Annotated in this window: 10 protein-coding genes; 3 read left to right on the forward strand and 7 right to left on the reverse strand. The window is 72.1% G+C overall.

Going from position 1 to position 12740, the window contains the following annotated elements:
* Positions 1-9: 9 nt before the first annotated feature.
* The 7 genes from murD to rsmH form a co-directional block, all read right to left on the reverse strand.
* Positions 10-1437, reverse strand: coding sequence for a UDP-N-acetylmuramoyl-L-alanine--D-glutamate ligase (gene murD / locus ACZ6C6_RS01520; RefSeq protein ID WP_469199269.1), 1428 nt, complete (start codon positions 1435-1437; stop codon positions 10-12).
* Positions 1434-2504, reverse strand: coding sequence for a phospho-N-acetylmuramoyl-pentapeptide-transferase (gene mraY, locus ACZ6C6_RS01525; RefSeq protein WP_093709222.1), 1071 nt, complete (start codon positions 2502-2504; stop codon positions 1434-1436). Before mraY ends, murD begins: the two co-directional genes overlap by 4 nt.
* Positions 2501-3907 carry a UDP-N-acetylmuramoyl-tripeptide--D-alanyl-D-alanine ligase gene (locus tag ACZ6C6_RS01530; protein WP_365685152.1) on the reverse strand — a complete coding sequence of 469 codons (1407 nt, stop codon included), beginning with the start codon at positions 3905-3907 and terminating at the stop codon, positions 2501-2503. Before ACZ6C6_RS01530 ends, mraY begins: the two co-directional genes overlap by 4 nt.
* 4 nt (positions 3908-3911) lie before the next feature.
* On the reverse strand, positions 3912-5630 hold the full coding sequence (locus ACZ6C6_RS01535) for a UDP-N-acetylmuramoyl-L-alanyl-D-glutamate--2,6-diaminopimelate ligase (protein WP_469197962.1): 1719 nt from the start codon (positions 5628-5630) through the stop codon (positions 3912-3914).
* Between the two features lie 17 nt (positions 5631-5647).
* Entirely contained in the window at positions 5648-7621 is a 1974-nt protein-coding gene (locus tag ACZ6C6_RS01540) for a peptidoglycan D,D-transpeptidase FtsI family protein (protein ID WP_469197964.1), read from the reverse strand.
* Between the two features lie 4 nt (positions 7622-7625).
* Entirely contained in the window at positions 7626-8084 is a 459-nt protein-coding gene (gene ftsL / locus ACZ6C6_RS01545) for a cell division protein FtsL (RefSeq protein WP_469199271.1), read from the reverse strand.
* Positions 8085-8178: 94 nt separating this feature from the next.
* Positions 8179-9144, reverse strand: a complete 966-nt coding sequence (rsmH, locus tag ACZ6C6_RS01550) for a 16S rRNA (cytosine(1402)-N(4))-methyltransferase RsmH (protein ID WP_018104446.1) — start codon at positions 9142-9144, stop codon at positions 8179-8181.
* Between the two features lie 378 nt (positions 9145-9522).
* Here rsmH and ACZ6C6_RS01555 point away from each other — a divergent pair, with 378 nt between their 5' ends.
* From ACZ6C6_RS01555 to ACZ6C6_RS01565, 3 genes are all read left to right on the forward strand, one after another.
* Complete coding sequence (locus ACZ6C6_RS01555) at positions 9523-10053, forward strand: beta-class carbonic anhydrase (protein ID WP_469197966.1); 531 nt, start codon at positions 9523-9525, stop codon at positions 10051-10053.
* A 258-nt stretch (positions 10054-10311) separates the two neighbouring features.
* Entirely contained in the window at positions 10312-11361 is a 1050-nt protein-coding gene (locus tag ACZ6C6_RS01560; protein ID WP_469197968.1) for an AAA family ATPase, read from the forward strand.
* Between the two features lie 23 nt (positions 11362-11384).
* Positions 11385-12731 carry a DUF58 domain-containing protein gene (locus ACZ6C6_RS01565; RefSeq protein ID WP_469199273.1) on the forward strand — a complete coding sequence of 449 codons (1347 nt, stop codon included), beginning with the start codon at positions 11385-11387 and terminating at the stop codon, positions 12729-12731.
* The last annotated feature ends 9 nt before the right edge of the window (positions 12732-12740 follow it).

Consider the following 12740-nt stretch of genomic DNA (forward strand, 5'->3'; position numbering starts at 1 on the left):
CCGGGCCCGTCAGACGCTCTCGGCGGCGCGTGCGCGGACGGCGTCCGCGAATGCCTCGCCGCGCTTGTTGTAGTTGACGAACATGTCCATGGAGGCGCAGGCCGGGGCCATCAGTACGGTGTCGCCCGGCCGGGCGAGCCGCGCGGCTTCGCGGACCGCCTCGGACATCGCCCCAGTGTCGGTCCGGTCGAGGTCGACGACCGGTACCTCGGGGGCGTGTCGCGCGAGGGCTTCGCGGATCAGGGCCCGGTCCGCGCCGAGGAGTACGACGCCCCGCAGCCGCTTGGCGCAGCCGGTCACCAGCTCGTCGAAGGTGGCGCCCTTGGCCAGGCCGCCGGCGATCCAGACGATGGAGTCGTAGGCGGCGAGCGAGGCTTCGGCGGCGTGCGTGTTGGTGGCCTTGGAGTCGTCCACGTAGGCGACCCCGTCCACGTCCGCGACGTGCTCGATGCGGTGCGGGTCGGGGCGGAAGCTGCGCAGCCCGTCGCGCACGGCGGCGGGTTCGACGCCGAAGGCACGGGCCAGGGCCGCGGCGGCCAGGGCGTTGGCGATGTTGTGCGGGGCCGGCGGGTTGACGTCCGCGACCTCGGCCAGCTCCTGGGCCTGCTTCTGGCGGTTCTTCACGAACGCCCGGTCGACCAGGATGCCGTCCACCACGCCGAGCTGCGAGGGCCCGGGCGTACCCAGGGTGAAGCCGATGGCACGGCAGCCCTCCTCGACGTCCGCCTCACGCACCAGCTCCTCGGTGGCCGGGTCGGCGGCGTTGTAGACGCAGGCGACGCGGTTGCCCTCGTAGATCCGGCCCTTGTCGGCGGCGTACGCCTCCATGGAGCCGTGCCAGTCGAGGTGGTCGGGGGCCAGGTTGAGCACGGCGGCGGAGTGGGCGCGCAGCGAGGGCGCCCAGTGCAGCTGGTAGCTGGAGAGTTCGACGGCGAGTACGTCGTACGTCTCCTCGCCGAGGACGGCGTCCAGCAGGGAGACGCCGATGTTGCCGACGGCGGCGGTGCGCAGTCCGGCGGCCTCCAGGATCGAGGCGAGCATCCGTACGGTCGTGGTCTTGCCGTTGGTGCCGGTGACCGCGAGCCAGGGAGCGGGCTCCCGGCCGTCCTGGCCGCGCAGCCGCCAGGCGAGTTCGACGTCGCCCCAGACCGGGACACCCGCCTCGGCGGCCGCGGCGAACAGCGGCTTGCCGGGCTTCCAGCCGGGAGCGGTGACGATCAGCTCGGTGGACGGGGGCAGGGTGTCGCCGTCGCCGAGGCGCACGGCGATGCCCTGCGCCTCCAGCTCGGCGGCCTGGGCGCGGGAGCGCTCGTCGTCGCCGTCGTTGACCACGGTGACGACGGCGCCGAGGCCGTGCAGCACCCGGGCCGCCGGGATTCCGGAGACTCCGAGCCCGGCGACCGTGACGTGCTTGCCCTGCCAGTCCACGTTGCTCACTTCTTGGCTGCCCATCCTGCGTAGAAGAGGCCGAGTCCGACGATCACGCACATGCCCTGGATGATCCAGAAGCGGACCACGACAAGGACTTCGGACCACCCCTTGAGTTCGAAGTGGTGCTGGAGCGGGGCCATGCGGAAGACGCGCTTGCCGGTCATCTTGAACGAGCCGACCTGGATGACGACGGACATCGTGATCATCACGAAGAGGCCGCCGAGGACCGCCATCAGGAATTCGGTGCGGGAGCAGATCGCGAGACCGGCGAGCGCACCGCCGAGGGCGAGCGAGCCGGTGTCCCCCATGAAGATCTTGGCCGGCGAGGTGTTCCACCACAGGAAGCCGAAGCAGGAGCCCATCAGCGCGGAGGCCACGACCGCGAGGTCGAGCGGGTCCCGCACTTCGAAACAGGCACTCGGGTTCGTAAGGGTGCCGGCGTTGGCGCAGGACTCCTGGAACTGCCAGAGCCCGATGAAGGTGTACGCGCCGAAGACCATCACCGACGCGCCGGTGGCCAGGCCGTCCAGACCGTCCGTCAGGTTCACGCCGTTGGACATGGCGAGGATCATGAACAGCGCCCAGACGACGAAGAGCACCGGGCCGATCGACCAGCCGAAGTCCTCGACGAACGAGAGCTTGTCGGAGGCCGGGGTGTTGCCGCGGGCGTCGGCGAACTGGAGCGAGAGCACCGCGAAGGCGATCCCGACTATCAGCTGGCCGGCCATCTTCGCCTTGGCGCGCAGACCGAGCGAGCGCTGCTTGACGATCTTGATGTAGTCGTCGAGGAAGCCGACGAGTCCCATGCCGGCCATCAGGAAGAGGACCAGCACACCGGAGAAGCGCATCTCCTCGCCGGTGATCACCTTCGCCAGGAAGTACGCGATGAGCGTCGCCAGGATGAAGGCGATGCCGCCCATCGTGGGCGTGCCCTTCTTGGACCCGTGGGTACGCGGGCCGTCGTCGCGGATGAACTGCCCGTATCCCTTGCGGGCCAGGAGCTTGATCAGCAGCGGCGTGCCGACCAGGGTCAGGAAGAGCCCGATGGCTCCCGCGAAGAGGATCTGCCTCATCGGCCCGCGACCTCGCCCTCGGTCGCGTTCTCCAGCAGCGCTGTGACGACCTGCTCAAGGCCGACCGACCGGGACGCCTTCACCAGCACCACGTCTCCCGGGCGCAGTTCCCTGCGCAACAGGTCGACGGCAGCCTGTGCGTCGGACACGTGCACCGACTCCTCACCCCACGAACCCTCGTTGTATGCGCCCAGTTGCAGCCAGGAGGCTTCTCTGCCCCCGACCGCGACGAGCTTGCTGACGTTGAGCCGGACGGCGAGCCGTCCGACCGCGTCGTGCTCGGCGAGCGAGGCGTCGCCGAGCTCGGCCATCAGACCGAGCACCGCCCACGTACGACGCCCCTTCCCCATGGCGGCCAGCGCGCGGAGCGCTGCCTTCATGGATTCGGGGTTGGCGTTGTAGGCGTCATTGACGAACGTCACGCCGTCCGGACGCTCGGTGACCTCCATGCGCCAGCGGGAGAGGGTGCCCGCCTCGGAGAGCCCTTCGGCGATCTCGTCTGCGGACAGGCCCAGCTCATGGGCGACGGCGGCCGCGGCGAGCGCGTTCGACACGTGGTGCTCACCGTACAGGCGCATGGTCACCTCGCTGCACCCGGTGGGTGTGTGGAGGCGGAACGCGGGGCGTCCGTCGTCGGTGAGGTGGACGTCTTCGCCCCGTACGTCCGCATCCGCGCCCTCACCGAAGAGGACGACGCGGGCCTTGGTACGGGAGGACATGGCGCGTACGAGGGGGTCGTCGGCGTTGAGTACGGCGATGCCGTCCTCGGGGAGAGATTCGACCATCTCGCCCTTGGCCTGGGCGATCTGCTCCTTGCCGCCGAACTCGCCGATGTGCGCGCTGCCGACATTGAGCACGAGACCGATGCGCGGCGGGACGAGTCCGGTGAGGTAGCGGATGTCCCCGATGTAGCGGGCGCCCATTTCGAGGACGAGGTGCTTGGTCTCGTCGGTGGCGCGCAGGGCGGTGAGCGGCAGGCCGATCTCGTTGTTGAGGTTGCCCTCCGGATAGACGGTGGGCCCCTTGCGCTCCAGGAGTTGCGCGATGAGGTCCTTGGTGGAGGTCTTGCCCGCGGAGCCGGTGAGGGCGACGACGGTGGCGCCGAGGCGGCCCACGACGGCGCGGGAGAGCGCGCCGAGGGCGGCCACGACGTCGTCCACGACGATCGCGGGCACGCCGACGGGGCGGGTGGCCAGCACGAGGGCCGCGCCCGCCTCGACGGCGCGCTCGGCGTAGTCGTGGCCGTCGGCCCGTTCGCCGGCGAAGGCGACGAAGAGGCTGCCGGGGGTCACCTTGCGGGAGTCGATGACGACGGGCCCGCTGACGGTTGCCGACGGATCCGGTATGTCGTGCGTCTGCCCGCCGACGATTTCGGCGATCTCGGCGAGGGAAAGGGCGATCACTTGGTCATCCCTGACTGTTGTTCTCGTGGTGGGAGGCACGGGGTCCGGCGCCTTCGTGCCCCAGGGAGCGCTCGATGGCCTCGCGCAGGACGACCCGGTCGTCGAAGGGGCGGACGACGCCGTGGACGTCCTGGCCCTGCTCGTGGCCCTTGCCGGCGACGAGCACGGTGTCGCCGGGCTCGGCCCGGGCCACCGCGGCGGCGACGGCCGCGGCGCGGTCGGCGTCGACCAGGACGTCGCCGCGCTCGTGGACGGGCACCTCGGCGGCGCCCGCGAGCATGGCCGCGAGGATGCCCAGGGGGTCCTCGGAGCGGGGGTTGTCGGAGGTCAGTACGGCGGTGTCGGCGAGCCGGGCCGCCGCCGCGCCCATCGGGCCGCGCTTGGTGGTGTCGCGGTCGCCGCCGCAGCCGAGGACGATGTGCAGCCGGCCCTTGGTGACCTTGCGCAGGGACCGCAGCACGGACTCGACGGCGTCGGTCTTGTGCGCGTAGTCGACCAGGGCGAGGTAGGGCTGTCCGGCGTCGATCCGCTCCAGCCGGCCCGGCACCCCGGGCACGGTCGCGATGCCGTCCGCGGCGGTCTGCGGGTCGATGCCGGCGACGGCGAGGGCGACGATCGCGGCCAGCGTGTTGGCGACGTTGAACGGGCCGGGAAGCGGGGCCTTGGCGGTGGCCCGCTCGCCCTTGGGCCCGACGGCGGTGAAGGTCGAGCCGAGCTGGCCGACGACGACGTCCTCGGCGCGCCAGTCGGCGTCCGGGTGGCCCTCGGCGGAGAAGGTCGTGATGGGCACCGTCGCCTCGGTGACGAGCCTGCGGCCGTACTCGTCGTCGTAGTTGACGACCCCCTGCCTGCTGCGGCGCGGGGTGAAGAGCTGGGCCTTGGCCTGGAAGTAGTCCTCCATGCCGGAGTGGAACTCCATGTGCTCCGGGCTGAGGTTGTTGAAGACGGCGACGTCGAAGACGCAGCCGTCGACCCGGCCGAGGACCAGCGCGTGGCTGGAGACCTCCATGGTGACGGCGTCGGCGCCGCGTTCGCGCATGACGGCGAACAGGGCCTGGAGATCGGTGGCTTCGGGCGTGGTGCGCTCGGACTTGATGCGCTCGTCGCCGATCCGCATCTCCACCGTGCCGATGAGCCCGGTGGCGCGTCCGGCGCCGCGGAAGCCGCCCTCGACCAGGTAGGCGGTGGTGGTCTTGCCGGAGGTACCGGTGATGCCGACCTGGAGGAGGCCGGTGCCGGGGTGGCCGTAGATCTCGGCGGCGAGTTCGCCCATCCGGCCGCGCGGGTCCTCGGTGACCAGGACCGGCACGCCGGTGGCCCGGGCGCGGTCGGCGCCGGAGGGGTCGGTGAGGATGGCCGCGGCGCCGAGACCGGCCGCCTGGGTGGCGAAGTCGGCGCCGTGCAGGCGGGCGCCCGGCAGGGCCGCGTACAGGTCTCCGGGGCGTACCGCACGGGAGTCGTGGGTGATGCCGGTGACGTCGCCGGTGCCCGGCGGTTCGAGTCCGAGCCGCTCTGCCAGCGTGACCAGGGAGGTGGGCCGCAGGCGGTCCGGGCGAGGCGCTCCCGGGTAGTTCACAGGCGCGTCCTTCTGGGTCGTTCGGGACTGTTCGGCGTGGGGCACGGCGGTGAGCGTACCGGGCTCACCCCGCCTCTCGCGAAGTGAGGGGCCCGCCGAGCGGACGTTCTCGTTCCGGTTCCCGGGGTCGGGGGTGATGGTTGTCACTGGTGGTCTCCGCGCGTTCACTCGCCGGTTCCGAAGAACACCGGCAGCTTGGCCGGCGCGTGGCCGGACGGGGGTGTCTGGAGCGTCTTGAGGGCGAATTCCATGACCTGCTTGTAGATGGGCCCGCAGGTCTGGCCGCCGAAGTGGCTGCCCCTGGTGGGGTTCTGGATCGCGCAGTAGACGGTGACCTGGGGGTCGTCGGCGGGCGCGAATCCGGCGAAGGACGCGGTGTAGCCGTGGTAGCCGCCGCGCACCGGGTCGACGCGGTTGGCGGTGCCGGTCTTGCCCGCGACCCGGTAGCCGGGGATCTGGGCCTTGGTGCCGGTGCCCTCCTGGTCGGCGACCACCGATTCGAGCATGGTGGCGAGGGTCTTCGCGGTCTTCTTGCTGACCACGCGCGTCTGTTCGGGCGCCTCGGCCGGGGCGAAGCGGCCGTCCGGGCCCCTCGTGCCGCGTACGAGCGTCGGCTGGATCCGTACGCCTCCGTTGGCGATGGTCGAGTAGATCGACGCGGCCTGCATGGCGTTGAGGGAGAGGCCCTGGCCGAACGGGATCGTGTACTGCTGCGAGGTCGACCAGTCCTGCGGCTTGGCGAGGAGGCCGGGCGTCTCGCCGGGGTAGTCGAGCCCGGTGGGTGAACCGATGCCGAATTTCCGCAGGTAGGAGTACAGCACCTTGTTGGCCTCGGACTGCGTCCTGCCCAGCTGGCCGGTGGCCATGATGGTGCCGATGTTGCTGGACTTGGCGAGCACGCCGTTGAGCGTGAGCTGCCAGGTGGCGTGATCGACGTCGTCCTTGAAGAGGCGGTCGCCCCGGTGGAGCCGGTTGGGGACCGTGACGTGCGTGAGGGGCGTGGCGGCGCCTTCTTCGAGGACGGCGGCCATGGACATCACCTTGCTGGTGGAGCCGGGCTCGTAGACGTCCTGGAGGGCGGCGTTGCCGAGCGAGGCGGCGTCGGCCTGGGAGAGGTCGTTGGGGTCGAAGCCGGGGGCGTTGGCCATGGCGAGGACCTCGCCGGTGCGGGTGTTCTGCACGATGACGTAACCGCGGTCGGCCTTGGACTTCGTCACCTGTTCGGAGATGGCCTTTTGGGCCGCCCACTGGATGTCGCGGTCGATCGTCAGCTCGATGTCCGCGCCGGGGACCGCGGGAACCTCCTTGGTGCCCGCGGTGGGCACCCTGCGGCCGCCGGACTGGGCGTACTTGATGGTGCCGTCCTCGCCCGCGAGCTCCTTGTCGAGCTGGGATTCGAGGCCGCCGGCGCCCTTGCCCTCGGCGTTGACATAACCCAGTATCCCGGCGGCCAGGGTGCCGTTGGGGTAGACCCGCTTGGTGGTGGCCTCCTGGAATACGCCCGCCAGCACGTTGGCGCCGCTCCCGCCGGCCGCCTTGTCCTTGGCGGCCTTCTCGGCGAAGACGGACTTGAGGTCCTTGATCTGCTTCCAGACCTGCGGGGTCTGCCTGCGCGCCAGCACCGCGTACCGGCTCCTGGGCTTCGACAGCTTCTTGACCAGCCCGTCCGCGTCGACGCCGAGGATCGGCGCGAGCAGGGCGGCGGCCTGCTGGGGGGCGTCGGGCGCCTTGCTGTCCGCCGGCGTGAACATCTTGGGGTCGGCCGTGATGTCGTACGCGTCCACGCTGGTGGCCAGCGCGATGCCGCTGCGGTCGGTGATCTCGCCGCGCTCCGCGGCGACCGTGTAGCTCAGGTAGCGGTTCGTCTCGGCCTTCGCCGCGTACGCGTGCGCGTCGACCGCCTGGACCTGGAGCAGTCGTACGACGAACGCGATCATGACGAGCGTCAGGGCGAGGCTGACCAGCCGCAGCCGGGGCCGCGGGCTGCCCAGCCGCAGCGGCCGCCGGGAGCGGGCGCGCTGAGCGGCGGCCGGGGGCCGCCGGCGCTGCTGCGGGCGGGGGCGGCCCGATGCCGGGGAGGCGTTGCGGGGACGCGCGGGGCTGGGTACGCGACGGCGCGGCGGTTCCTTGGGGGGCACTGCGTCACCTGCCGGGGCTCGTGGAGGGCTGGGCTGCCGGTGTGCCGGAGGGCGTGGGCCCGGGCGCCGGAGTGGCGGCGGCCGTGCCGGTGGGGGTCGGCGTGGGCGTGGAGGCCGGCGTGCTCGGCGGGGGCGCGAGGACCGGGGCCGGAGCGGCCTTCGACGGGACGCCCCGGACCTTGCCGTCCCGGTCGAGGAAGGCGGGGCTGCCGCCGGGGACCATGCCGAGCTCACGGGCGCGGCGGGCCAGGGCGTCGGGCTCGAAGGAGGCGTCGACGTCGCGCTGGAGGGCCTGCTGTTCGTCGGTGAGTTCGGTGGTCCGCTTCTTCAGCTCGCTCAGCTCGAAGGAGCCCTCGTTGAGCGCGGAGTTGAGCAGCAGCAGGATGATCAGGCCGCCGCCGAGGAGCACCACGACCAGCAGGACGAACGGGGTCCGGGCCGCGGTGCTCGGCCCGGCGGGCATCAGCCGGGTGAGCCGTGCGACGCGTCCTTGCCGCTGCCCGGCCGGTTTGCTCACCGCGCCGCTCCGTCCCCGGTCCGCGCGGCCGCCCGCCGGCTCACCGCTCGTCCTCGCGGATGCGCTGGGCGCCTCGCAGCCGGGCGGGGGCGGCGCGGCGGTTCTCCGCGACCTCCTCCTCGGTGGGGAGTTCGGCGCCCCGGGTGAGGAGTTTCAGCCGGGGCTGGTAGCGCTCGGGGACGACGGGCAGGCCGGGCGGGGCGGTGTTGGCGGCGCCCGCCGCGAGGACCTGCTTCACGAGCCGGTCCTCCAGGGACTGGTACGAGAGGACCGCGATGCGCCCGCCGACGGCAAGGGCGGCGACGGCGGCCGGGATGGCCCGCTCCAGGACGGTGAGCTCCCCGTTGACCTCGATGCGCAGGGCCTGGAAGGTGCGCTTGGCGGGATTGCCCCCGGTGCGCATGGCCGCCTGCGGCAGGGCCTCGCGGATGAGCTCGACCAGCCGGGCGCTGTTGGTGAACGGCTCCTTCTCGCGCTCGCGCACGACGGCGGAGACGATGCGCTTGGCCTGCTTCTCCTCGCCGTACGCGCGCAGGATGCGCACCAGTTCGCCCGGCGGGTAGGTGTTGAGGACCTCGGCGGCGCTCACGCCGGTCGTCTGGTCCATGCGCATGTCGAGCGGTGCGTCGCGGGCGTAGGCGAAGCCCCGGTCGGACTCGTCCAGCTGCATCGAGGAGACGCCGAGGTCGAAGAGGATGCCCTGCACCTTGGGAATGCCGAGCCGGTCGAGCACCTCGGGCAGTTCGTCGTAGACGGCGTGCACCAGGGTCGCGCGGTCGCCGTAGGGGGCGAGCCGCTCACCGGAGAGCCGCAGGGCCTCCTTGTCCCGGTCGAGGGCGATCAGCCGGGCGGTGGGGAAGGCCGAGAGCAGGGCCTCGCTGTGGCCGCCGAGGCCGAGGGTGCAGTCGACGACCACGGGAGGCTGCGGGCCCGGGGCCTCCAGAGCCGGTGCCAACAGGTCCAGGCATCGCTGGAGCATCACCGGGACGTGTCGGGTCTGGCTCATGCGCCCTCTCAGGCTCAGCTCCCGGGTGGCGGGACGTACGGCCTGGTCCCCGCCCGCTCGCGAAGGGGAGGTCCGCCGGCGCCGGGGAAGGGGCGTCAGCCGACCGGCGAGCGGGAGAGGGCCGGGCCGTACGTACGCCGCGCACACGGGTAAAAGTTCGAAATGTGCAGGGTGTCGGTAACTTCCCGTCACTTTAGTCCACCCTGCCACTCGATCGATTCCCGATCAATCAACCCGGCAGCGCGTCGGCCGTGACGCGTTCACCCGCACGGGTGGCCGGAGGCGGTCTTGTGGATTACCTCACAACAAGCACTGTTGACGTTTTTTGTCCGCTTCCCTCTCGCCCGGGAGAGGGAGGTGCGGGCTAACGTCTTGAGCATGTCGACTTCCGCGCACTCCGCCGCCTCCGCCCCCACCGTCACCGACCGGCTGGTCGAGGCGAACACCCATTACGCCGCAGACTTCAAGGACCCCGGCATGGACGCCAAGCCGGTGCTCCAGGTCGCCGTGGTCGCCTGCATGGACGCCCGTCTCGACCTGCACAAGGCCCTCGGCCTCTCGCTGGGCGACTGCCACACCATCCGCAACGCCGGCGGCGTGGTCACCGACGACGTCATCCGGTCGCTGGCCATCAGTCAGCGGGCGCTGGGCACCCGCAGCATCGTCCTGATCCACCACACGGGCTGCGGCATGGAGTCGATCACGGAGGACTTCCGCCAGGAGCTGGAGCATGAGGTCGGGCAGCGGCCGTCCTGGGCCGTCGAGGCGTACACCGACGCCGACCAGGACGTGCGGCAGTCGATGCAGCGGGCTCGCACCTCGCCGTTCCTCAAGCACACCGACGACGTGCGCGGTTTTGTCTTCGACGTGACCACGGGCAAGCTGCGCGAGGTCCTGCCCGTCGCCTGACCGAGGGTCCGCATGACTCCGGACCGCCACCTTCCGGTGACGAAATCCTCACCCAATCCGACATATCGCCCCCGGTTGTCCACAGGCGAGTGACACGAAGCGGTAACGGCAACAAGAATGCGTGGGTGACACCCCGCCGGACCCCGTCCGGCGCGGTGTCCGCAATTCGGGGTGGGCGGGGCCGCACGACGGCGCCGGCCCGTGACTGGGGAATCCCCTGCTCCTGGTGAGCGTGGGGCGGGGCCGAGGAGGGCCGGGGTGACGACCTATGACGATCGAGCGAGCCTCACAGATCTGACCACCACCGTCGAACGGGTGCGCAGGTCGATGGAGGCCGTGATCGAGGGCAAACCCGAGGTCGTGCGGCTCTCTCTGACCGTGCTGCTCGCCGAGGGGCACCTCCTGATCGAGGACGTGCCGGGCGTGGGCAAGACCATGCTGGCCAAGGCGCTGGCCCGGTCCGTCGACTGCTCGGTGCGGCGCATCCAGTTCACGCCCGACCTGCTGCCCTCGGACATCACCGGTGTGTCCATATACGACCAGCAGCGCAGGGACTTCGAGTTCAAGCCCGGCGCGATCTTCGCGCAGGTCGTGATCGGCGACGAGATCAACCGCGCCTCCCCGAAGACCCAGTCGGCGCTCCTGGAGTCGATGGAGGAGCGCCAGGTCACCATCGACGGGCACACCTACGAGCTGCCCGACCCCTTCATGGTCGTGGCGACGCAGAACCCGGTGGAGATGGAGGGCACGTATCCGCTGCCCGAGGCCCAGCGCGACCGGTTCATGGCGCGGGTGTCGATCGGCTATCCCAGCGCTGAGGCCGAGCTCCGGATGCTCGACGTGCACGGCGGCCTCTCGCCTCTCGACGACCTCCAGCCCGTGGCGCACGCGCACGACATCGTGAAGCTGATCGAAGCGGTCCGCGCGGTCCACGTCGCCGAGGCCGTCCGCAGATACGCGGTCCAGCTCGTCGCGGCCACCCGCACCCACCCCGACCTCCGGCTCGGCGCATCGCCGCGCGCCACGCTGCACCTGCTGCGCGCTGCCAAGGCGTCCGCCGCGCTGGCCGGCCGGGACTACTGCCTGCCGGACGATGTGCAGGCCCTGGTCGTCCCGGTGCTCGCCCACCGGCTGCTGCCCACCGCGCAGGCCCAGCTCAACCGCCGCACCGCCGAGCAGGTGGTGCGGGAGATCCTTCATCAGACCCCGGTGCCCACGGCGTCCAGCGGTGCAGCAGCCCAGGCCCCCGCGTATCCGGCGGACCAGGCGTACGGCGGAGCGCAGCAGCCCGGCGCGCGGCGTCCGTGAGGGCCGCGTCGGAGCCCGTCGCGATGGACGGCGGCGACGACAAGGGCGGGGTGCGGGCCGCGCTCGGCGGCCTGACGACCCGTGGGCGGTCCTTCCTCGCGGCCGGGGTCGCGGCGGCGGTCTGCGCCTATGTGCTGGGCCAGGGCGACCTGCTGCGGGTCGGCCTGCTGCTCGCCGTGCTGCCCCTGGTGTCCGTGACGGTGCTCTACCGGACCCGCTACCGGGTCACGGGCACCCGCAGGCTGTCCCCCTCGCGCGTGCCGGCCGGCTCCGAGTCCCGCGTCCACCTGCGCATGGACAACGTCTCGCGGCTGCCCACGGGGCTGCTGATGCTCCAGGACCGGGTGCCGTACGTGCTCGGGCCGCGGCCCCGGTTCGTGCTGGACCGGGTGGAGGCGGGCGGGCGCCGCGAGGTGTCCTACCGGGTCCGGTCCGACCTGCGCGGGCGCTATCCGCTCGGCCCGCTGCAACTGCGGCTGAGCGACCCCTTCGGCATGTGCGAGCTGACCCGCTCGTTCAGCGCCTACGACACCCTGGTCGTGGTGCCCCGCACCGAGCCGCTGCCCCCCGTGCCGCTGGCCGGCGAGTCCTCCGGATACGGCGAGGGGCGTCAGCGGTCCCTGGCGCTGGCCGGTGAGGACGACGTGATCCCGCGCGGTTACCGCCACGGGGACGATCTGCGCCGGGTCCACTGGCGTTCCACCGCGCGCTACGGGGAGCTGATGGTGCGCCGCGAGGAGCAGCCGCAGCGCGCCCGGTGCACGGTCCTGCTGGACACCCGCCGGACCGGCTACCGGGGGGCGGGGCCGGACTCCGCGTTCGAGTGGGCCGTCTCCGGGGCCGCGTCCACGCTGGTGCACATGCTGGAGCGGGGCTTCGCGGTCCGGTTGCTGACCGACGCGGGGAGCGCGGTGCCGGGCGAGGGCGAGGGCGGTTTCGCCGGCGCGGCCCAGGCCACCGCGGACGCGGCGGGGCTGATGATGGACACCCTCGCGGAGATCGAACACTCCGACGGCGGGGGCCTCTCCCGCGCCCATGACGTCCTGCGCGGGGGCGGCGAGGGGCTGCTGATCGCCTTCCTCGGCGATCTGGACGAGGAGCAGACCGGTATGGCCGCCCGGATGCGGCAGCGCAGCGGCGGAGCCGTGGCCTTCGTCCTGGACAGTGCCGCCTGGATGAACGGCGAATCGCCCGCCACCAGGGAGGCGGCCAAGCGGCGGCTGCGGCGGCTGCGCGAGGCGGGGTGGACGGTGGTGCCGGTGGAGCCCGGCGCGCGGCTGGCCGAGCTGTGGCAGCTGGCGGGCCGGCACAGTGCGGTGTCCGGGTCCGGCGGAACGGCCGGACCCGCGGGGTTCGGGGGTTGGTCATGAGGGGGCGGT

The sequence above is a fragment of the Streptomyces sp. NPDC041814 genome, from assembly GCF_055590565.1.

What these genes read in the sequence shown, in the direction of transcription:
- mraY (WP_093709222.1), bottom strand. Translation starts at nt 2,504, where the DNA reads ATGAGGCAGATCCTCTTCGCGGGAGCCATCGGGCTCTTCCTGACCCTG.
- ftsL (WP_469199271.1), bottom strand. Translation starts at nt 8,084, where the DNA reads ATGCCCGCCGGGCCGAGCACCGCGGCCCGGACCCCGTTCGTCCTGCTG.
- rsmH (WP_018104446.1), bottom strand. Translation starts at nt 9,144, where the DNA reads ATGAGCCAGACCCGACACGTCCCGGTGATGCTCCAGCGATGCCTGGAC.
- ACZ6C6_RS01555 (WP_469197966.1), top strand. Translation starts at nt 9,523, where the DNA reads ATGTCGACTTCCGCGCACTCCGCCGCCTCCGCCCCCACCGTCACCGAC.
- ACZ6C6_RS01565 (WP_469199273.1), top strand. Translation starts at nt 11,385, where the DNA reads ATGGACGGCGGCGACGACAAGGGCGGGGTGCGGGCCGCGCTCGGCGGC.